The sequence below is a fragment of the Stenotrophomonas maltophilia genome (assembly GCF_006974125.1).
In the GTDB taxonomy this organism is placed as follows: domain Bacteria; phylum Pseudomonadota; class Gammaproteobacteria; order Xanthomonadales; family Xanthomonadaceae; genus Stenotrophomonas; species Stenotrophomonas maltophilia_O.
Map to the genome: position 1 here is coordinate 2,972,674 of NZ_CP037858.1, position 17,524 is coordinate 2,990,197.

Here is a 17,524-nt window from a genome sequence, read left to right on the forward strand (position 1 = left end):
TCAGCAGGCCAGAATTTTGGCCTGCTTTAACATTTCCGCATCTCTGGTCGGATTTTCCGGCCACCAATCAGAAGAACCTACTGATGGCGACGATCAACCAGCTGGTCCGCAAGCCGCGGCAAGCGACCACCTACAAGAGTGCCTCGCCGGCGCTCGACAAGTGCCCGCAGCGCCGTGGCGTCTGCACCCGTGTCTACACCACCACTCCGAAGAAGCCGAACTCGGCTCTGCGCAAGGTTGCCAAGGTCCGCCTGACCAACCAGGAAGAAGTGATTTCCTACATCGGTGGTGAAGGCCACAACCTGCAGGAGCACTCCGTGGTCCTGATCCGCGGCGGTCGCGTCAAGGACCTGCCGGGTGTGCGTTACCACACCGTTCGTGGCTCGCTCGACGCCGCCGGCGTTGCCAAGCGTCGCCAGGCCCGTTCCAAGTACGGCGCCAAGCGTCCGAAGGCATAAGGAGAGAGCACTATGTCGCGTAAGGGTAATACTCCGCAGCGTTCCGTCCTGCCCGATCCGAAGCACGGAAGCGAAACCATCGCCCGCTTCATCAACATGGTCATGCAGAGCGGCAAGAAGTCCGTCGCCGAAAAGATCGTGTACGGCGCCATGGACGTGATCACCGAGAAGAACAGCAGCGCCAACGCCATTGAGCTGGTGCAGAAGGCTCTGGACAACGTCGCTCCGGCGGTCGAAGTCAAGTCGCGCCGCGTCGGTGGTGCCACCTACCAGGTGCCGGTCGAAGTGCGTTCGTCGCGCAAGATGGCTCTGGCCATGCGCTGGCTGATCGACTCCGCGCGCAAGCGTGGTGAGAACACCATGCCGAAGAAGCTGGCTGCTGAACTGATCGACGCCTCGGAAAACCGTGGCGGCGCCATCAAGAAGCGCGAAGAAACCCACCGCATGGCCGAAGCCAACAAGGCATTCGCCCACTACCGCTGGTGAGTTTGACGGCCTTGTAAAACAGGCAGGGCAGCACCACTTCGGTGCGTGCTGCCTCGCGGTCCCAGAAGGACTGCGCCAATCCGAAGGCCGCCGAAAGGCGGCGTTCGGCCATCCGAAATCCAAGAAATCTGAGAGGCTCCCGTGGCCCGTTCCACTCCCATCGAGCGTTACCGTAACTTCGGCATCATGGCTCACATCGATGCCGGCAAGACCACCACGTCCGAGCGCATCCTGTTCTACACCGGCAAGAGCCACAAGATCGGTGAAGTGCATGACGGCGCCGCCACCATGGACTGGATGGAGCAGGAGCAGGAGCGTGGCATCACGATCCAGTCCGCTGCCACCACCGCGTTCTGGAAGGGCATGGACAAGTCCCTGCCGGAGCACCGCTTCAACATCATCGACACCCCCGGGCACGTCGACTTCACCATCGAAGTGGAGCGCTCGCTGCGCGTGCTCGACGGTGCCGTCTTCGTCCTGTGCGCCGTCGGTGGCGTGCAGCCGCAGTCGGAAACCGTGTGGCGCCAGGCCAACAAGTACCACGTGCCGCGCATCGCGTTCGTCAACAAGATGGACCGCACTGGTGCCAACTTCCAGAAGGTCGTCGGCCAGCTGAAGGCCAAGCTGGGCGCGGTTGCCGTGCCGATGCAGCTGCCGATCGGCGCTGAAGACAACTTCAAGGGCGTTGTCGACCTGCTGAAGATGAAGGCCATCCATTGGGATGAGGCTTCGCAGGGCATGAAGTTCGAATACGGTGAAATCCCGGCCGACCTGCAGGGCCCGGCTGAAGAGGCTCGCCAGTTCATGGTCGAGACCGCTGCCGAAGCCAGCGAAGAGCTGATGGAAAAGTACTTGGGCGGCGAAGAGTTGGCCGAGGCTGAAATCATCAACGCGCTGCGTACCCGCACCCTGGCCACCGAGATCGTGCCGATGTACTGCGGCTCGGCCTTCAAGAACAAGGGCGTGCAGGCCATGCTGGACGGCGTGATCCAGCTGCTGCCGTCGCCGGTCGACGTGCCGGACGTGAAGGGCGTGGACGTTGACGACGATACCGTCGAAATGACCCGCAAGTCGGACGACAAGGCTCCGTTCTCGTCGCTGGCCTTCAAGATCATCACCGACCCGTTCGTCGGCGCGCTGACCTTCTTCCGTGTCTACTCGGGCACCCTGAACGGTGGCGACACCGTGCTGAACTCGGTGAAGGGCAAGAAGGAGCGCATCGGCCGCATCCTGCAGATGCACTCGAACAACCGCGAGGAAATCAAGGAAGTTCTGGCCGGTGACATCGCCGCTGCCGTGGGCCTGAAGGACACCACCACCGGTGACACCCTGTGCGCCGTGGACGCCCCGATCATCCTGGAGCGCATGACGTTCCCGGAACCGGTGATCTCGATGGCCGTCGAGCCGAAGACCAAGTCGGACCAGGAAAAGATGGGCCTGGCCCTGGGCCGTCTGGCGCAGGAAGATCCGTCGTTCCGCGTCAAGACCGACGAAGAATCCGGCCAGACCATCATCTCGGGCATGGGCGAGCTGCACCTGGACATCATCGTCGACCGCCTGAAGCGCGAGTTCAACGTTGAAGCCAACGTCGGCGCGCCGCAGGTGGCCTACCGCGAAACCATCACCCTGGCCGACGTCAAGTCGGACTACAAGCACGCCAAGCAGTCCGGTGGTAAGGGTCAGTACGGTCACGTCGTGATCGAACTGTCGCCGATCACCGCTGCCGACCGTGCCGATCCGAAGCTGGCTCCGGCCATCAAGGACGACTTCCTGTTCATCAACGACATCACCGGCGGCGTGATCCCGAAGGAATTCATTCCGTCGGTTGAAAAGGGCCTGCGCGAAACCATCACCAGCGGTCCGCTGGCTGGCTTCCCGGTCGTGGACGTCAAGGTGAAGCTGGTGTTCGGTTCGTACCACGACGTCGACTCCTCGGAAATGGCGTTCAAGCTGGCTTCGTCGATGGCCTTCAAGCAGGGCTTCGCCAAGGCCAAGCCGGTGCTGCTGGAGCCGATCATGAAGGTCGAGATCGTGACCCCGGAGGATTACCAGGGTGACGTGATGGGCGACGTCAGCCGTCGTCGCGGCGTGCTGCAGGGTTCCGACACCACCGGTGACGGTTCGGCCAGCATCATCAACGCGATGATCCCGCTGGGTGAAATGTTCGGCTACGCCACTGCGCTGCGTTCGCAGACCCAGGGCCGCGCCACCTTCACCATGGAATTCGATCACTACGAGCCGGCTCCGACCAACATCGCCGAAGCCGTCATGAAGAAGGGCTGAGCCTCGCTCAGCCTCTCTTGAAACCACTTACGAACAATCAAGGTATAGAACAATGGCAAAGGGTAAGTTCGAGCGCACCAAGCCGCACGTCAACGTCGGCACCATCGGTCACGTCGACCACGGCAAGACCACGCTGACCGCTGCACTGACCAAGATCGGTGCCGAGCGCTTCGGTGGCGAGTTCAAGGATTACTCCTCGATCGACGCCGCTCCGGAAGAAAAGGCTCGTGGCATCACGATCTCGACCGCGCACGTCGAATACGAATCCCCGGTCCGTCACTACGCCCACGTGGATTGCCCGGGCCATGCTGACTACGTCAAGAACATGATCACCGGTGCCGCCCAGATGGACGGCGCGATCCTGGTGTGCTCGGCCGCTGACGGTCCGATGCCGCAGACCCGCGAGCACATCCTGCTGTCGCGTCAGGTCGGCGTGCCGTACATCGTCGTGTTCCTGAACAAGGCCGACATGGTTGACGACGCCGAGCTGCTCGAGCTGGTCGAGATGGAAGTGCGCGAGCTGCTGAGCAAGTACGACTTCCCGGGCGACGACACCCCGATCATCGCCGGTTCGGCCCGTCTGGCGCTGGAAGGCGACCAGAGCGACATCGGCGTGCCGGCCATCCTGAAGCTGGTCGATGCCCTGGACAGCTGGATTCCGGAGCCGGAGCGCGCGATCGACAAGCCGTTCCTGATGCCGGTGGAAGACGTGTTCTCGATCTCGGGCCGCGGCACCGTGGTGACCGGTCGTATCGAGCGCGGCGTGATCAAGGTTGGCGACGAAATCGAAATCGTCGGCATCCGTCCGGTGCAGAAGACCACCGTGACCGGCGTTGAAATGTTCCGCAAGCTGCTGGACCAGGGTCAGGCAGGCGACAACGCTGGCCTGCTGCTGCGCGGCACCAAGCGTGACGACGTCGAGCGTGGCCAGGTCCTGGCCAAGCCGGGTTCGATCAAGCCGCACACCAAGTTCGAAGGTGAAGTCTACGTCCTGTCGAAGGACGAGGGCGGCCGTCACACCCCGTTCTTCAACGGCTACCGTCCGCAGTTCTACTTCCGCACCACCGACATCACCGGCGCAGCTGCTCTGCCGGAAGGCGTCGAAATGGTGATGCCGGGTGACAACGTCAAGATGGTCGTCACCCTGATCAACCCGGTGGCAATGGACGAAGGCCTGCGCTTCGCCATCCGCGAAGGCGGCCGTACCGTCGGCGCCGGCGTGGTCTCGAAGATCATCGAGTAATCTGGTAGTATCTGCGCCCCGATGTTGCCTGGGTAGGGCATCGGGGCGTATCAAATGGGAAAGCAGGCACAGGATGTGCCTTGTGTTCCCCGGACCAGGAAGGGTCAATGCCATTCAGGCGGCGTCAACAGGCGACTGTTGACAGCTGCCTTGCGTGCCATTATGCTTCTACGTCTGGGCAGGCCGGGTAACTGGTCTGCCTACGTTTTTGAGGTCTATGGAGTGACCTTGTCGGCCTGCAGGACTGTGGGCCGTCCGTATTCAGGAATTTCATGGGGCAAAGCAACCCAGAGGCTTTGTCTGTCGCTCTTTTAACGAAGGAACCTACCGCCATGGCGGACCAAAAGATCCGGATCCGGCTGAAAGCGTTCGATCATCGTCTGATCGACCGTTCGGCCAGCGAGATCGTTGAAACGGCAAAGCGGACCGGCGCGCAAGTGCGTGGCCCGATCCCGCTGCCGACCAAGATCGAGCGTTACACCGTTCTCGTTTCCCCGCACGTCGACAAGGACGCGCGTGACCAGTACGAGACCCGCACGCACAAGCGCGTGCTCGATATCGTTGACCCGAATGACAAGACCGTGGACGCGCTGATGAAGCTCGAACTGGCTGCCGGCGTCGACGTTCAGATCAAGCTGACCTGAGGACTACGACCATGACGAAGAAGTATTCGTTGGGCTTCGTGGGCCGCAAGGCTGGCATGAGCCGCGTGTTCACTGAAGATGGCCGCTCCATCCCGGTGACCCTGATCGAAGCAACCCCGAACCGCATCGCGCAGATCAAGACCGTCGAAACCGACGGCTACAGCGCCGTGCAGGTGACCGTCGGCGCGCGTCGCGCTGCCCTGGTCAACAAGCCGGAAGCCGGCCACTTCGCCAAGGCGAAGGTGGAAGCGGGTCGTGGCCTGTGGGAATTCCGCGTTGAAGACGCGCAGCTCGGCGATTTCGCCGTTGGCGGCGAAGTCAAGGCGGACATCTTCGAAGTCGGCCAGATCGTCGACGTCCAGGGTGTCACCAAGGGTAAGGGCTTCCAGGGCACCATCAAGCGCCACAACTTCCGTATGGGCGATGCAACCCACGGTAACTCGCTGTCGCATCGCGCGCCGGGTTCGCTGGGCCAGCGCCAGACCCCGGGTCGCGTTTTCCCGGGCAAGAAGATGTCGGGCCACATGGGCGCAGTGCAGCAGAGCACGCAGAACCTGGAAGTGGTCAAGGTCGACGTCGAGCGCGGTCTGATCGCCGTTCGCGGCGCCGTTCCGGGCGCGGCGGGTGGCGACGTGATCGTCCGTCCGGCGAGCAAGGCATAAGGAGAGATGACGATGGAACTCGTTATCACGGGTAGCAACAACAAGGTCTCGGTCTCCGACGCCGTGTTCGGTCGCGATTTCAGCGAAGATCTGGTCCACCAGGTCGTCGTTGCCTACCGCAACGCCGGTCGCGCCGGCACCAAGGCACAGAAGACTCGCTCCGAAGTGGCTGGTACCACCAAGAAGTCGAAGAAGCAGAAGGGCGGCGGCGCGCGTCATGGCGCACTGACGGCTCCGATCTTCGTCGGCGGCGGTGTCACCTTCGCGGCCAAGCCGCGCAGCTTCGAGCAGAAGGTCAATCGCAAGCAGTACCGTGCCGCCATGTGCGCGATCCTGTCCGAGCTGAACCGTCAGGGCCGTCTGACCATCGTGGAGTCCTTCGACGTCGAAGTGACCAACACGAAGGGTCTGATCGCCAAGCTGGCCGGCCTGGAAGTGGGCAAGCGCCCGCTGATCGTCACCGAAGAAGCGTCCGAGCACCTGTACCTGTCCGCCCGCAATCTGCCGTACGTGCAGGTGCGTGACGTCCAGGGTCTGGATCCGGTCTCGCTGGTGGGTGCCGACACGGTCGTCATCACCGCTGACGCGGTCAAGAAGGTCGAGGAGTGGCTGGCATGAACAGCAACGAAAAAATCTTCAGCGTGCTGCGTGCCCCGCGTGTCTCCGAAAAGACCGCGCGCCTGCAGGAACTCTCCAACCAGTATGTCTTCGAAGTTTCGAACGAAGCCACCAAGGCCGATGTAAAGGCCGCGGTTGAGCAGCTGTTCGACGTCAAGGTCGAAGCCGTCAACGTGGTCAACGTCAAGGGCAAGAACAAGTCCTTCCGTAACCGTGCTGGCCGCCGCGGCGATTGGCGCAAGGCGTACGTTCGCCTGGCCGATGGCCAGTCGATCGATGTAACGGCCAAGGCCTGAGGTACATCCCATGCCATTGATGAAATTCAAGCCCACTTCCCCCGGCCGCCGTTCGGCCGTGCGCGTGGTCACTCCCGACCTGCACAAGGGTGCTCCGCACGCTGCGCTGGTCGAGTCGCAGAGCCGCTCGGGTGGTCGTAACCACCATGGCCGCATCACCGTGCGTCACGTCGGTGGTGGTGCCAAGCAGCACTACCGCATCATCGACTTCAAGCGCAACAAGCTGGGCATCCCGGCGCGCGTGGAACGCATCGAATACGATCCGAACCGCACCGCCCACATCGCTCTGCTGTGCTACGTCGACGGTGAGCGTCGCTACATCATCGCCCCGAAGGGCCTGAAGGCTGGTGATCAGGTGATCGCTGGTTCGGATGCCCCGATCAAGGCCGGCAACACCCTGCCGCTGCGCAACATCCCGGTCGGCACCACCATCCACTGCATCGAACTGAAGCCGGGCAAGGGCGCTCAGATCGCTCGCGCCGCTGGTGCGGCCGTGCAGCTGGTGGCTCGCGAAGGCATCTACGCCACCCTGCGCCTGCGCTCGGGTGAAATGCGCAAGGTTCCGGTCGAGTGCTGCGCCACCATCGGCGAAGTCGGCAACGACGAGCACAGCCTGGAAAAGCTGGGCAAGGCCGGTGCCAAGCGTTGGCGCGGCGTCCGTCCGACCGTTCGTGGTGCAGCCATGAACCCGGTTGACCACCCGCACGGTGGTGGTGAGGCGAAGGCCGGCCAGGGTAATCCGCATCCGGTCACCCCGTGGGGTGTCCCGACCAAGGGTTACAAGACGCGCCATAACAAGCGCACTCAGCAGTTCATCGTCCGCGATCGTAGGGGCTAATCGACCATGGCACGTTCACTCAAGAAGGGCCCGTTCGTCGATCACCACCTCGTCAAGAAGGTGGAGGCCGCTGCGGGCAGCAAGAAGCCGATCAAGACCTGGTCGCGCCGTTCGATGATCCTGCCTGACATGGTAGGCGTCACCATTGCCGTGCATAACGGCAAGAACCACATCCCGGTTCTCGTCAACGAGAACATGGTCGGCCACAAGCTCGGCGAATTTGCCATCACCCGGACCTTCAAGGGTCACGGTGGTGACAAGAAGTCGGGCAAGTAAGGAGAGATGACAATGGAAGCGAAAGCCATCCTGCGCACTGCGCGCATCTCCCCGCAGAAGGCTCGTCTGGTCGCTGACCAGGTGCGCGGTCTGCCGGCCGAGCGTGCGGTCAACCTGCTGAAGTTCTCGGACAAGAAGGCTGCCCACCTGATCAAGAAGGTGGTGGAGTCGGCTATTGCAAATGCCGAAAACAACCAGGGCGCCGACGTCGACGAGCTGAAGGTTCAGACCATCATGGTTGATGAAGGTCCGACCCTGAAGCGTTTCATGGCGCGGGCGAAAGGCCGCGGTACCCGCATCCTCAAGCGCACCAGCCACATCACTGTGGTTGTGGGCGCCGCCAAGTAAGCGGATAAGGAAAAGACCATGGGTCATAAAGTTCATCCGATTGGTATCCGCCTCGGCATTTCCAAGGACTGGAACTCCAAGTGGTACGCCAACAAGGCCGAGTTCGCTGGTTACCTGGCAGCCGACCTGAAAGTGCGCGAAATGCTGCGCAAGAAGCTGGCTCAGGCCGGCATCAGCAAGATCCTGATCGAGCGTCCGGCCAAGACTGCTCGCGTGACGATCCACACCGCCCGTCCGGGCGTGGTGATCGGCAAGCGCGGTGAGGACATCGAGAAGCTGCGCAAGGAAGTGAGCGAGATGATGGGCGTCCCGGCGCACATCAACGTCACCGAAGTGCGCAAGCCGGAACTGGACGCGCAGCTCGTTGCCGAGTCGATCGCCCAGCAGCTGGAGCGTCGCATCATGTTCCGCCGCGCAATGAAGCGCTCGGTCGGCAACGCGATGCGCCTGGGTGCCCTGGGTATCAAGGTCAACGTGGGTGGCCGCCTCAACGGTGCAGAAATCGCCCGTTCGGAGTGGTACCGCGAAGGCCGCGTGCCGCTGCACACCCTGCGTGCCGACATCGACTATGGCTTCGCTGAAGCCAAGACGACCTACGGCATCATCGGCATCAAGGTCTGGATCTACAAGGGCGAGGTCTTCGATTTCTCCCAGGTTGGCCAGGAAAAGCAGGACGACACCCCGTCGCGCAACGATCGTCACGATCGCGGTGACCGTGGTGACCGTCAGCGCCCGGCCCGTGAAGCGAGGTAACGACAATGTTGCAACCCAAGCGAACCAAGTACCGCAAGGTACACAAGGGCCGTAACGATGGCCTGAGCTGGAGCGCCAACGCTGTCAGCTTCGGCGAATACGGCCTGAAGGCAACCGCACACGGTCAGCTGACCGCGCGTCAGATCGAAGCGGCCCGCCGCTCGATCAGCCGCTACGTCAAGCGCGGCGGCAAGATGTGGATCCGCGTGTTCCCCGACAAGCCCATCACCAAGAAGCCCATCGAAGTCCGAATGGGTTCTGGTAAGGGTAACGTGGAATACTGGGTGGCCCAGATCCAGCCCGGCCGCATGATCTATGAAATCGAGGGTGTTTCCGAGGAAGTGGCTCGCGAGGCGTTCCGCCTGGCCGCCGCCAAGCTCTCGGTCACCACCACTTTCGTGACCCGTACGGTGCGCTGATGGATATCAAAACTCTCCGTGAAAAGTCGGCTGACGAACTCAAGGCCCACCTGATCGACCTGCGTAAGGAACAGTTCTCTGTCCGTATGCAGCAGGTCACCGGCCAGCTGCCGAAGACCCACGACATTCGCCGGGTCCGTCGCGAGATTGCTCGCGTCAAGACCCTGCTCGGCAGCACGAAGTAAGGATGGCCGCTATGAGCGACAATACTGAAAAGAAGACGCTGCGCACGGTCGAAGGCCGTGTCGTCAGCAACAAGATGGACAAGACGGTTACCGTCCTGGTTGAGCGTCAGGTCAAGCACGCGCTGTACGGCAAGTACATCAAGCGCTCGACCAAGCTGCACGCCCACGATGCCGACAACGCCTGCAAGGAAGGCGACGTCGTCCGCGTGACCGAGATTGCTCCGATGTCCAAGACCAAGAACTGGCGCGTGGTGGAAGTCATCACGCGTGCGGCTGAATAAGGAGTCTGAATCATGATCCAGATGCAGAGCTACCTTGACGTCGCGGACAATTCGGGTGCCAAGCAGGTGATGTGCTTCAAGGTGCTGGGTGGTTCCAAGCGCCGTTACGCCGGCATCGGCGACATCATCAAGGTCACCGTGAAGGATGCGATTCCGCGCGGCAAGGTCAAGAAGGGTGAAGTGTATGACGCCGTCGTGGTGCGTACCCGCAAGGGTGTGCGTCGCGCCGACGGCTCGCTGATCCGCTTCGACGGCAACGCTGCCGTTCTGCTGAACAGCAAGCAGGAGCCGATCGGTACCCGTATCTTCGGGCCGGTGACCCGTGAACTTCGTTCGGAGAAGTTCATGAAGATCGTCTCGCTCGCTCCCGAAGTGCTGTGAGCGACAGGAGATAATCATGGCTAACCGTATCAAGAAGGGCGACCAGGTTGTCGTCAACGCTGGCAAGGACAAGGGCAAGCAGGGCGAAGTCGTCCGCGTCGACGGCGACCGTGTGGTCGTCGCCAACGTGAACATCGTCAAGCGCCACACCAAGCCGAACCCGCAGGCAGGTGTTGCCGGCGGCGTGGTCGAGCGCGAAGCTTCGATCCATATCTCCAACGTGAATGTTCTGAACCCGGCTTCGGGCAAGGGCGAACGCGTTGGCTTCAAGGTGCTGGAGGATGGACGCAAACTGCGTGTGTTCCGCTCCAGCGGTGAGGCGCTCGACGCCTGAGGAATGAGAAGATGAGTTCCCGTCTCGAAAAGTTCTACAAGGACGAAGTGGTGCCGGCGCTGATGAAGCAGTTCGGCTACACCAATCCGATGGAAGTGCCGAAGCTGGTCAAGGTCGCCCTGAACATGGGTGTCGGCGAAGCGGCCACCAACAAGAAGATCCTGGAAAACGCCGTCGGCGACATGACCAAGATTTCCGGCCAGAAGCCGGTTGTCACCAAGTCGCGTGTGTCGGTTGCGTCGTTCAAGATCCGCGATGGTTGGCCGATCGGCTGCAAGACCACGCTGCGTCGCCACAAGATGTACGAGTTCCTGGATCGCCTGATCAACATCTCGCTGCCGCGCGTGCGCGACTTCCGTGGTGTTTCCGGTCGTTCCTTCGACGGCCGCGGCAACTTCAACATGGGTGTGAAGGAGCAGATCATCTTCCCGGAAATCGACTTCGACGCCGTCGACGCGATCCGCGGTATGGATATCGCCATCACCACCACTGCGAAGACCGACGCGGAAGCGAAGGCGCTGCTGGCAGCGTTCAAGTTCCCGTTCCGTAACTGATCTGTCGAGGAAACCGAAATGGCAAAGACCTCCATGGTCAACCGCGACATCAAGCGGGAAAAGCTGGCAAAGAAGTACGCTGAAAAGCGTGCAGCTCTGAAGAAGATCGTGTCCTCCGTGGACGCGACCTACGAAGAGAAGATCGACGCCGCAACCAAGCTGGCCAAGCTGCCGCGCGATTCGTCGCCGAGCCGCCAGCGTAACCGTTGCGAGCTGTCGGGTCGTCCGCGTGGCGTCTACAGCAAGTTCGGCCTGGGCCGTAACAAGCTGCGTGAAGCCACCATGCGTGGCGACGTCCCGGGTCTGCGCAAGGCCAGCTGGTAATCCCAGCCGGCCCTGCGATCGGGAGCCCCACCGGGGTTCCTGAACCGGGCAGGGGGGGCGTTCAGCCTTCCCGACGCAAAAAAACCGAAGAGCCCGGCGCAAGCCGGGCTCTTTTGGCGTATACTCCCGCGTCTTGCCCTGTGCAAACGGGGTTGTAGGAGTGGGCTTCCGGCCCGCTGCATCAAGGGACCTGGCCCGTTTCCAGGAGACAACAGATTTTCGCGAAAGCGGATATCGGTGCACTCAAAGGTACTCATATGAGCATGACTGATCCCATCGCCGACCTGCTGGTCCGCATCAAGAATGCGGCCGCGGTTGGCAAGCAGACGGTGAAAGCCCCGTCGTCCAAGATCAAGGTTGCGATCGCCCAGGTCCTGAAGGACGAGGGTTACATCACCGACCTGCGCGTGACCCAGCTGGAAAACAACAAGTCCGAGCTGGAAATCGTGCTGAAGTATTTCGAAGGCAAGCCGGTCATCGCGACCCTGAAGCGCTTCTCGCGTTCGGGCCTGCGCCAGTACCGCGGCAAGAGCGAGCTGCCGAAGGTCATGAACGGCTTGGGTATCTCCATCATTTCCACCTCCAAGGGCATCATGACTGATGCGCAGGCGCGCCAGCTGGGCGTCGGCGGCGAAGTCCTGTGCTTCGTGGCCTAAGGCGAAAGGAGTAGAACTATGTCCCGCGTAGCCAAGAAGCCGATCGACCTGGGTAAGGTTGAACTGAACGTCCAGTCGGAAAGCGTCACCGTCAAGGGTCCGAAGGGCACCCTGTCGCTGCCGAAGCCGGCCGGTATTGCCATCAACGTCGACAGCGGCGTTGCCACCCTGAGCACCGAGAACGCCGAGCTGGTCGCACTGACCGGTACCGTGCGTGCGATCCTGGCCAACATGGTCAAGGGCGTGTCCGAAGGCTTCGAGCGCAAGCTGGAGCTGGTCGGCGTGGGTTACCGCGCTGCCATGCAGGGCAAGGACCTGAGCCTGTCGCTGGGCTTCTCGCACCCGGTCGTGTTCGTGGCGCCGGAAGGCATCACCATCACCACCCCGACCCAGACCGAGATCCTGGTCCAGGGCGCTGACAAGCAGGTCGTCGGTGAAGTTGCCGCCAAGATCCGTGCGTTCCGCAAGCCGGAGCCGTACAAGGGCAAGGGCGTGAAGTACTCCGACGAAGTCATCATCCGTAAGGAAGCCAAGAAGGCATAAGCGCGAGTCCCTCGCAAGAGCCCGCACATCCCTGTGCGGACTTCTCAGGGAAAAGCTCTTCCTTCAGCTTTCAAGGAATAATCAAAATGAACAAGAACATCGCCCGCCTGCGTCGCGCCAAGTCGACCCGCGCCCACATCCGTGAGCTCGGCGTCGCCCGCCTGTCGGTGCTGCGCACCGGCCAGCACCTGTACGCCCAGGTCTTCACCGCCGACGGTTCCAAGGTGCTGGCTGCTGCCAACACCACCCAGACCGACGTCATGGAAGGTCTGAAGAACGGCAAGAACGCCGATGCCGCCGCCAAGGTCGGCCGTATCGTCGCTGAGCGCGCCAAGGCCGCCGGCGTCGAGAAGGTTGCCTTCGATCGTTCGGGCTACCGCTACCACGGCCGCATCAAGGCCCTGGCAGAAGCCGCCCGCGAAGCCGGCCTGCAGTTCTAAGGGATAAGGGCAGGGGACCTGTGGTCTCCTGCCCGCCTGCTCGCCCGCCTGAGTGAGGCGGGACGGCGCCACTCTTCTGCAGTGGCCCACCGGAACAACGCATCACTTCACAACCATAAGCGGCCCCGAGCCGTACATACCCAAACAACCAAGGAATCAACATGGCAGAAGAGCGTCAGCAGCGGGGTCGCGATCGCGACCGTAACCGCGAAGAGAAGATCGACGACGGCATGATCGAAAAGCTGGTCGCGGTCAACCGCGTCAGCAAGACCGTCAAGGGTGGCCGCCAGTTCACCTTCACCGCCCTGACCGTTGTCGGCGACGGCGAAGGCAAGGTCGGTTTCGGCTATGGCAAGGCCCGCGAAGTGCCGGTCGCCATCCAGAAGTCGATGGAACAGGCCCGCAAGAACCTGGTCAGCGTTGACCTGAACAACGGCACCCTGTGGCACACCATCAAGGATGGTCACGGCGCAGCCCGCGTGTTCATGCAGCCGGCTTCCGAAGGTACCGGCGTCATCGCCGGCGGTGCCATGCGCGCCGTGCTGGAAGCGGTTGGCGTGAAGAACGTGCTGGCCAAGGCCACCGGTTCGCGCAACCCGATCAACCTGGTGCGTGCCACCGTGAAGGGCCTGTCTGCTGCGCAGTCGCCGGCTCGCATCGCGGCCAAGCGCGGCAAGAAGGTGGAGGAACTCAACCATGGCTAATGAGTCCAACAAGACTGTGAAGGTGCGCCTGGTGCGTGGCCTGCGTGGTACCCAGTCGCGTCACCGCCTGTCGGTGCGTGCCCTGGGCCTGAACAAGCTCAACGATGTGCGTGAACTGAAGGACAGCCCGCAGGTTCGCGGTCTGATCAACACCGTTCACTACCTCGTCAAGGTTGAGGAGTAATCGATCATGACTCTGCGTCTCAATGAACTGAGCCCGGCACCGGGCGCCCGCACCGAGCGCACCCGCGTCGGTCGCGGTATCGGCTCTGGCCTGGGCAAGACTGCCGGCCGCGGCCACAAGGGTTCGTTCGCCCGCAAGGGTGGCGGCAAGATCAAGGCTGGCTTCGAAGGCGGCCAGACCCCCATGCAGCGTCGTCTGCCGAAGATCGGCTTCCGTTCGCCGATCGCCAAGGACACCGCTGAAGTGCTGCTGTACGCGCTGGACAAGCTGCCGGCCGGTGAGATCGACTTCGCCGCCCTGCGTGCTGCCAAGCTGGTCCCGAGCACTGCCAAGAAGGCCAAGGTCGTCGTCAAGGGCGAAGTGACCAAGGCGTTCACCCTGAAGGGTATTGCTGCCACGGCTGGTGCCAAGGCCGCGATCGAAGCTGCCGGCGGCAGCGTAACGGAGTAAGAAAATCATGGCGCAAGCTGGCATCGGTAACCTCGCGGGCGGAATGGGCAAGTTCACTGAACTTCGCCAACGTTTGCTGTTCGTCGTCGGGGCTTTGATCGTCTATCGCATCGGCTGCTACGTGCCGGTGCCGGGCGTCAATCCCGATGCCATGCTTGCCATGATGCAACAGCAGGGCGGCGGCATCGTGGACATGTTCAACATGTTCTCGGGCGGCGCCCTGCACCGTTTCAGCATCTTCGCGCTGAACGTGATGCCGTACATCTCGGCATCGATCGTGATGCAGCTGGCCGTGCACATCTTCCCCGCCCTGAAGGCGATGCAGAAGGAAGGTGAGTCCGGCCGCCGCAAGATCACCCAGTATTCGCGCATCGGCGCCGTGCTGCTGGCAGTGGTGCAGGGCGGCTCGATCGCACTGGCCCTGCAGGGCCAGGTCTCGCCGTCGGGCGCTCCGGTGGTGTATGCGCCGGGCATGGGCTTCGTGCTCACCGCCGTGGTCGCGCTGACCGCCGGCACCATGTTCCTGATGTGGGTCGGTGAGCAGGTCACCGAGCGCGGCATCGGCAACGGCGTGTCGCTGATCATCTTTGCCGGTATCGTCGCCGGCCTGCCGGGTGCGGTCATCCACACCTTCGACGCCTACCGCGACGGCAACATCCAGTTCATCCAGCTGCTGCTGATCGCCATTGTCGTGCTCGCCTTCACCTTCTTCGTGGTGTTCGTCGAGCGCGGCCAGCGCCGGATCACGGTGAACTACGCGCGCCGCCAGGGCGGTCGCAACGCGTACATGAACCAGACCTCGTTCCTGCCGCTGAAGCTCAACATGGCCGGCGTCATCCCGGCGATCTTCGCCTCGAGCCTGCTGGCCTTCCCGGCCACCCTGGCCATGTGGTCCGGCCAGGCTGCCAACCAGAGCAGCATGGGCCAGATCCTGCAGAAGGTCGCCAATGCCCTGGGCCCGGGCGAGCCGCTGCACATGATCGTCTTCGCCGCGCTGATCACCGGTTTCGCGTTCTTCTATACCGCGCTGGTGTTCAACTCGCAGGAAACCGCCGACAACCTGAAGAAGTCGGGCGCGCTGATTCCGGGCATCCGTCCGGGCAAGGCAACCGCCGACTACATCGACGGCGTGCTGACCCGCCTGACCGCAGCCGGCTCGGCCTACCTGGTGATCGTCTGCCTGCTGCCGGAACTGATGCGCACGCAGCTGAACGCCTCGTTCTACTTCGGCGGTACTTCGCTGCTGATCGTGGTGGTGGTGGTGATGGACTTCATCGCCCAGGTGCAGGCGCACCTGATGTCCCACCAGTACGAGAGCCTGCTGAAGAAGGCCAACCTGAAGGGCGGCAACCGCGGCGGTTTTGCCCGCGGCTGATTGGCCTGTTATACTTTCGTCTTCCTGACGTGATGGTCCCTCCGCTTCGCGGACTCCGGCCACACAAACGAAGGGCGGCCCCCGCAGCGGTTCCGGGTGGGGGTGTGATGAGGTGGTCCCGCGCTGGAGTAGCGCGGGCGGCCCCGGGGGAAACCCCAGGTCCAACCCCATCCGGCGCCGGAGCCTGGGCACACTCCCCAGGCCGGGTTCATGAAACCAATGGTTTCACGGGCTTCCATGTAAACCGGAACCTTGTTAGTATCGCTAGTTCACTTTTTTGATCCATCCTGCCGGATTGGCGTGCCCGAGGCGCGCTGTCGGCCATCACTCAGCTGGAGAACCGCGTCATGGCGCGTATTGCAGGCGTCAACCTGCCAGCCCAGAAGCACGTCTGGGTCGGGTTGCAAAGCATTTACGGCATCGGCCGTACCCGTTCGAAGAAGGTCTGCGAAGTCGCAGGCGTTGCTTCGACCACCAAGATCCGCGATCTGTCGGAGCCGGAAATCGAGCGCCTGCGCGCCGAAGTCGGCAAGTACATCGTGGAAGGCGATCTGCGCCGTGAGATCGGCATCGCGATCAAGCGCCTGATGGACCTGGGCTGCTACCGCGGCCTGCGTCACCGTCGTGGCCTCCCGCTGCGTGGCCAGCGCACCCGTACCAACGCCCGCACCCGCAAGGGTCCGCGCAAGGCGATCAAGAAGTAAGGGACTGAGAAATGGCTAAGCCCGCTGCTAAGACCAAGAAGAAGATCAAGCGCGTCGTCACCGACGGCGTTGCCCACGTCCACGCTTCGTTCAACAACACCATCGTCACCATCACCGACCGCCAGGGCAACGCTCTGTCGTGGGCGACCTCCGGTGGCGCTGGCTTCCGCGGTTCGCGCAAGTCGACCCCGTTCGCTGCCCAGGTGGCTGCTGAAAAGGCCGGTCGTGCTGCGCTGGACTACGGCGTGAAGTCGCTGGAAGTCCGCATCAAGGGCCCGGGTCCGGGCCGTGAGTCGGCCGTGCGTTCGTTGAACAACGTCGGCTACAAGATCACCAACATCATCGACGTGACGCCTATCCCGCACAACGGGTGCCGTCCGCCGAAGAAGCGTCGCGTCTAAAGGGAGCGATAAGAAATGGCTCGTTATATCGGTCCTACCTGTAAGCTCGCCCGTCGCGAAGGCGCCGACCTGTCCCTGAAGAGCCCGGCGCGTGCGCTGGACTCCAAGTGCAAGCTGGAGCAGAAGCCCGGCCAGCACGGCGCCACTGCCCGCAAGGGCAAGCTGTCCGACTACGCCACCCAGCTGCGTGAAAAGCAGAAGGTCAAGCGTATCTACGGCCTGCTGGAGCGTCAGTTCCGCAACTACTACAAGAAGGCCTCGACCAAGAAGGGCAACACCGGCGAGAACCTGCTTCAGCTGCTGGAAACCCGCCTGGACAACGTCGTCTACCGCATGGGCTTCGCCGTGACCCGTCCGGCTGCCCGTCAGCTGGTGTCGCACCGCGGCGTCACCGTGAATGGCAAGTCGGTCAACCTGGCTTCGTACCAGGTCAAGGCTGGCGACGCCATCGCCCTGTCTGAAAAGGCTGCCAAGCAGCTGCGCGTCCAGGAAGCCCTGACCGTCGCCGCCCAGCATGACCTGAGCCCGTCGTGGGTTGAAGTGGATTCCGGCAAGTTCACCGGCATCTTCAAGGCTGTTCCGGATCGTTCGGATCTGCCTGCGGACATCAACGAAGCGCTGATCGTCGAGCTGTATTCGAAGTAATTCACATTGGAGAGCCCCCGGCGACGGCCGGGGGTTCAC

The 17,524-nt window shown here is 62.5% G+C and carries 29 protein-coding genes; all 29 read left to right on the forward strand.

Features of this window, described 5'->3' with window-relative positions; all coding sequences use genetic code 11:
- Positions 1-83 precede the first annotated feature (83 nt).
- The 29 genes from rpsL (at position 84) to rpsD (ending at position 17,485) form a co-directional block, all read left to right on the forward strand.
- Entirely contained in the window at positions 84-458 is a 375-nt protein-coding gene (gene rpsL / locus EZ304_RS13450) for a 30S ribosomal protein S12 (RefSeq protein WP_004145320.1), read from the forward strand.
- A 12-nt stretch (positions 459-470) separates the two neighbouring features.
- The gene (gene rpsG / locus EZ304_RS13455) at positions 471-944 is read left to right on the forward strand and encodes a 30S ribosomal protein S7 (RefSeq protein WP_004145321.1); all 474 of its coding nucleotides are present in this window, start codon (positions 471-473) and stop codon (positions 942-944) included.
- A gap of 141 nt (positions 945-1,085) precedes the next feature.
- Positions 1,086-3,227, forward strand: coding sequence for an elongation factor G (gene fusA, locus EZ304_RS13460; protein WP_049435135.1), 2,142 nt, complete (start codon positions 1,086-1,088; stop codon positions 3,225-3,227).
- 52 nt (positions 3,228-3,279) lie between these two features.
- On the forward strand, positions 3,280-4,470 hold the full coding sequence (gene tuf, locus EZ304_RS13465; protein ID WP_004154360.1) for an elongation factor Tu: 1,191 nt from the start codon (positions 3,280-3,282) through the stop codon (positions 4,468-4,470).
- Positions 4,471-4,802: 332 nt separating this feature from the next.
- Entirely contained in the window at positions 4,803-5,114 is a 312-nt protein-coding gene (gene rpsJ, locus EZ304_RS13470) for a 30S ribosomal protein S10 (RefSeq protein WP_005408208.1), read from the forward strand.
- Between the two features lie 11 nt (positions 5,115-5,125).
- The gene (gene rplC / locus EZ304_RS13475) at positions 5,126-5,776 is read left to right on the forward strand and encodes a 50S ribosomal protein L3 (protein WP_004145336.1); all 651 of its coding nucleotides are present in this window, start codon (positions 5,126-5,128) and stop codon (positions 5,774-5,776) included.
- A 12-nt stretch (positions 5,777-5,788) separates the two neighbouring features.
- Positions 5,789-6,394, forward strand: coding sequence for a 50S ribosomal protein L4 (gene rplD, locus EZ304_RS13480; RefSeq protein ID WP_004145337.1), 606 nt, complete (start codon positions 5,789-5,791; stop codon positions 6,392-6,394).
- A complete protein-coding gene (gene rplW, locus EZ304_RS13485) occupies positions 6,391-6,690 on the forward strand; it encodes a 50S ribosomal protein L23 (protein ID WP_004145338.1) in 300 nt (99 codons plus the stop codon). The genes rplD and rplW overlap by 4 nt, the downstream gene beginning before the upstream one ends.
- 10 nt (positions 6,691-6,700) lie before the next feature.
- On the forward strand, positions 6,701-7,528 hold the full coding sequence (gene rplB / locus EZ304_RS13490) for a 50S ribosomal protein L2 (RefSeq protein ID WP_004145339.1): 828 nt from the start codon (positions 6,701-6,703) through the stop codon (positions 7,526-7,528).
- 6 nt (positions 7,529-7,534) lie between these two features.
- The gene (gene rpsS / locus EZ304_RS13495) at positions 7,535-7,804 is read left to right on the forward strand and encodes a 30S ribosomal protein S19 (RefSeq protein ID WP_004154485.1); all 270 of its coding nucleotides are present in this window, start codon (positions 7,535-7,537) and stop codon (positions 7,802-7,804) included.
- Positions 7,805-7,816: 12 nt separating this feature from the next.
- Complete coding sequence (rplV, locus tag EZ304_RS13500) at positions 7,817-8,152, forward strand: 50S ribosomal protein L22 (RefSeq protein ID WP_004145348.1); 336 nt, start codon at positions 7,817-7,819, stop codon at positions 8,150-8,152.
- Positions 8,153-8,170: 18 nt separating this feature from the next.
- Complete coding sequence (gene rpsC / locus EZ304_RS13505; protein ID WP_004145350.1) at positions 8,171-8,905, forward strand: 30S ribosomal protein S3; 735 nt, start codon at positions 8,171-8,173, stop codon at positions 8,903-8,905.
- Positions 8,906-8,910: 5 nt separating this feature from the next.
- Positions 8,911-9,324, forward strand: coding sequence for a 50S ribosomal protein L16 (gene rplP / locus EZ304_RS13510; RefSeq protein ID WP_004154486.1), 414 nt, complete (start codon positions 8,911-8,913; stop codon positions 9,322-9,324).
- Complete coding sequence (rpmC, locus tag EZ304_RS13515) at positions 9,324-9,509, forward strand: 50S ribosomal protein L29 (RefSeq protein WP_004154487.1); 186 nt, start codon at positions 9,324-9,326, stop codon at positions 9,507-9,509. The genes rplP and rpmC overlap by 1 nt, the downstream gene beginning before the upstream one ends.
- Positions 9,510-9,520: 11 nt before the next feature.
- The gene (rpsQ, locus tag EZ304_RS13520; protein ID WP_004154489.1) at positions 9,521-9,790 is read left to right on the forward strand and encodes a 30S ribosomal protein S17; all 270 of its coding nucleotides are present in this window, start codon (positions 9,521-9,523) and stop codon (positions 9,788-9,790) included.
- A gap of 12 nt (positions 9,791-9,802) precedes the next feature.
- On the forward strand, positions 9,803-10,171 hold the full coding sequence (gene rplN, locus EZ304_RS13525) for a 50S ribosomal protein L14 (RefSeq protein WP_004145357.1): 369 nt from the start codon (positions 9,803-9,805) through the stop codon (positions 10,169-10,171).
- 16 nt (positions 10,172-10,187) lie between these two features.
- Positions 10,188-10,505 (forward strand): 50S ribosomal protein L24, encoded by a 318-nt coding sequence (rplX, locus tag EZ304_RS13530; protein WP_004154490.1) that lies wholly within the window; start codon positions 10,188-10,190, stop codon positions 10,503-10,505.
- A gap of 11 nt (positions 10,506-10,516) precedes the next feature.
- Positions 10,517-11,059 (forward strand): 50S ribosomal protein L5, encoded by a 543-nt coding sequence (gene rplE / locus EZ304_RS13535; protein ID WP_142807314.1) that lies wholly within the window; start codon positions 10,517-10,519, stop codon positions 11,057-11,059.
- A gap of 18 nt (positions 11,060-11,077) precedes the next feature.
- The gene (rpsN, locus tag EZ304_RS13540) at positions 11,078-11,383 is read left to right on the forward strand and encodes a 30S ribosomal protein S14 (protein ID WP_005408209.1); all 306 of its coding nucleotides are present in this window, start codon (positions 11,078-11,080) and stop codon (positions 11,381-11,383) included.
- A gap of 257 nt (positions 11,384-11,640) precedes the next feature.
- The gene (gene rpsH / locus EZ304_RS13550; RefSeq protein ID WP_005408210.1) at positions 11,641-12,039 is read left to right on the forward strand and encodes a 30S ribosomal protein S8; all 399 of its coding nucleotides are present in this window, start codon (positions 11,641-11,643) and stop codon (positions 12,037-12,039) included.
- An 18-nt stretch (positions 12,040-12,057) separates the two neighbouring features.
- The gene (gene rplF, locus EZ304_RS13555) at positions 12,058-12,582 is read left to right on the forward strand and encodes a 50S ribosomal protein L6 (protein ID WP_142807316.1); all 525 of its coding nucleotides are present in this window, start codon (positions 12,058-12,060) and stop codon (positions 12,580-12,582) included.
- Positions 12,583-12,662: 80 nt separating this feature from the next.
- Positions 12,663-13,022 carry a 50S ribosomal protein L18 gene (rplR, locus tag EZ304_RS13560; RefSeq protein WP_024957318.1) on the forward strand — a complete coding sequence of 120 codons (360 nt, stop codon included), beginning with the start codon at positions 12,663-12,665 and terminating at the stop codon, positions 13,020-13,022.
- 161 nt (positions 13,023-13,183) lie between these two features.
- On the forward strand, positions 13,184-13,726 hold the full coding sequence (gene rpsE, locus EZ304_RS13565; RefSeq protein WP_005408213.1) for a 30S ribosomal protein S5: 543 nt from the start codon (positions 13,184-13,186) through the stop codon (positions 13,724-13,726).
- Positions 13,719-13,910, forward strand: coding sequence for a 50S ribosomal protein L30 (gene rpmD, locus EZ304_RS13570; RefSeq protein WP_004154497.1), 192 nt, complete (start codon positions 13,719-13,721; stop codon positions 13,908-13,910). Before rpsE ends, rpmD begins: the two co-directional genes overlap by 8 nt.
- A gap of 6 nt (positions 13,911-13,916) precedes the next feature.
- The gene (gene rplO / locus EZ304_RS13575; protein WP_004154498.1) at positions 13,917-14,360 is read left to right on the forward strand and encodes a 50S ribosomal protein L15; all 444 of its coding nucleotides are present in this window, start codon (positions 13,917-13,919) and stop codon (positions 14,358-14,360) included.
- A gap of 7 nt (positions 14,361-14,367) precedes the next feature.
- Positions 14,368-15,735 carry a preprotein translocase subunit SecY gene (secY, locus tag EZ304_RS13580; RefSeq protein ID WP_049447091.1) on the forward strand — a complete coding sequence of 456 codons (1,368 nt, stop codon included), beginning with the start codon at positions 14,368-14,370 and terminating at the stop codon, positions 15,733-15,735.
- 347 nt (positions 15,736-16,082) lie between these two features.
- A complete protein-coding gene (rpsM, locus tag EZ304_RS13585; RefSeq protein WP_004154500.1) occupies positions 16,083-16,439 on the forward strand; it encodes a 30S ribosomal protein S13 in 357 nt (118 codons plus the stop codon).
- Between the two features lie 11 nt (positions 16,440-16,450).
- Positions 16,451-16,840: a 30S ribosomal protein S11 gene (rpsK, locus tag EZ304_RS13590; protein ID WP_004145443.1), complete on the forward strand. Its 390-nt coding sequence runs from the start codon at positions 16,451-16,453 to the stop codon at positions 16,838-16,840.
- Between the two features lie 15 nt (positions 16,841-16,855).
- Complete coding sequence (rpsD, locus tag EZ304_RS13595) at positions 16,856-17,485, forward strand: 30S ribosomal protein S4 (protein WP_004145446.1); 630 nt, start codon at positions 16,856-16,858, stop codon at positions 17,483-17,485.
- Positions 17,486-17,524: the final 39 nt, after the last annotated feature.

What these genes read in the sequence shown, in the direction of transcription:
- tuf (WP_004154360.1), top strand. Translation starts at nt 3,280, where the DNA reads ATGGCAAAGGGTAAGTTCGAGCGCACCAAGCCGCACGTCAACGTCGGC.
- rpsC (WP_004145350.1), top strand. Translation starts at nt 8,171, where the DNA reads ATGGGTCATAAAGTTCATCCGATTGGTATCCGCCTCGGCATTTCCAAG.
- rpsG (WP_004145321.1), top strand. Translation starts at nt 471, where the DNA reads ATGTCGCGTAAGGGTAATACTCCGCAGCGTTCCGTCCTGCCCGATCCG.
- secY (WP_049447091.1), top strand. Translation starts at nt 14,368, where the DNA reads ATGGCGCAAGCTGGCATCGGTAACCTCGCGGGCGGAATGGGCAAGTTC.
- rplO (WP_004154498.1), top strand. Translation starts at nt 13,917, where the DNA reads ATGACTCTGCGTCTCAATGAACTGAGCCCGGCACCGGGCGCCCGCACC.
- rplE (WP_142807314.1), top strand. Translation starts at nt 10,517, where the DNA reads ATGAGTTCCCGTCTCGAAAAGTTCTACAAGGACGAAGTGGTGCCGGCG.
- rplP (WP_004154486.1), top strand. Translation starts at nt 8,911, where the DNA reads ATGTTGCAACCCAAGCGAACCAAGTACCGCAAGGTACACAAGGGCCGT.
- rpsQ (WP_004154489.1), top strand. Translation starts at nt 9,521, where the DNA reads ATGAGCGACAATACTGAAAAGAAGACGCTGCGCACGGTCGAAGGCCGT.
- rpsK (WP_004145443.1), top strand. Translation starts at nt 16,451, where the DNA reads ATGGCTAAGCCCGCTGCTAAGACCAAGAAGAAGATCAAGCGCGTCGTC.
- rpsE (WP_005408213.1), top strand. Translation starts at nt 13,184, where the DNA reads ATGGCAGAAGAGCGTCAGCAGCGGGGTCGCGATCGCGACCGTAACCGC.
- rplX (WP_004154490.1), top strand. Translation starts at nt 10,188, where the DNA reads ATGGCTAACCGTATCAAGAAGGGCGACCAGGTTGTCGTCAACGCTGGC.
- rpsS (WP_004154485.1), top strand. Translation starts at nt 7,535, where the DNA reads ATGGCACGTTCACTCAAGAAGGGCCCGTTCGTCGATCACCACCTCGTC.
- rpsM (WP_004154500.1), top strand. Translation starts at nt 16,083, where the DNA reads ATGGCGCGTATTGCAGGCGTCAACCTGCCAGCCCAGAAGCACGTCTGG.
- rplN (WP_004145357.1), top strand. Translation starts at nt 9,803, where the DNA reads ATGATCCAGATGCAGAGCTACCTTGACGTCGCGGACAATTCGGGTGCC.
- rpsD (WP_004145446.1), top strand. Translation starts at nt 16,856, where the DNA reads ATGGCTCGTTATATCGGTCCTACCTGTAAGCTCGCCCGTCGCGAAGGC.
- rpsL (WP_004145320.1), top strand. Translation starts at nt 84, where the DNA reads ATGGCGACGATCAACCAGCTGGTCCGCAAGCCGCGGCAAGCGACCACC.
- rplD (WP_004145337.1), top strand. Translation starts at nt 5,789, where the DNA reads ATGGAACTCGTTATCACGGGTAGCAACAACAAGGTCTCGGTCTCCGAC.
- rplV (WP_004145348.1), top strand. Translation starts at nt 7,817, where the DNA reads ATGGAAGCGAAAGCCATCCTGCGCACTGCGCGCATCTCCCCGCAGAAG.
- rpsJ (WP_005408208.1), top strand. Translation starts at nt 4,803, where the DNA reads ATGGCGGACCAAAAGATCCGGATCCGGCTGAAAGCGTTCGATCATCGT.
- rplC (WP_004145336.1), top strand. Translation starts at nt 5,126, where the DNA reads ATGACGAAGAAGTATTCGTTGGGCTTCGTGGGCCGCAAGGCTGGCATG.
- rpsN (WP_005408209.1), top strand. Translation starts at nt 11,078, where the DNA reads ATGGCAAAGACCTCCATGGTCAACCGCGACATCAAGCGGGAAAAGCTG.
- rpmC (WP_004154487.1), top strand. Translation starts at nt 9,324, where the DNA reads ATGGATATCAAAACTCTCCGTGAAAAGTCGGCTGACGAACTCAAGGCC.
- rplW (WP_004145338.1), top strand. Translation starts at nt 6,391, where the DNA reads ATGAACAGCAACGAAAAAATCTTCAGCGTGCTGCGTGCCCCGCGTGTC.
- rplB (WP_004145339.1), top strand. Translation starts at nt 6,701, where the DNA reads ATGCCATTGATGAAATTCAAGCCCACTTCCCCCGGCCGCCGTTCGGCC.
- rpsH (WP_005408210.1), top strand. Translation starts at nt 11,641, where the DNA reads ATGAGCATGACTGATCCCATCGCCGACCTGCTGGTCCGCATCAAGAAT.
- rplF (WP_142807316.1), top strand. Translation starts at nt 12,058, where the DNA reads ATGTCCCGCGTAGCCAAGAAGCCGATCGACCTGGGTAAGGTTGAACTG.
- rpmD (WP_004154497.1), top strand. Translation starts at nt 13,719, where the DNA reads ATGGCTAATGAGTCCAACAAGACTGTGAAGGTGCGCCTGGTGCGTGGC.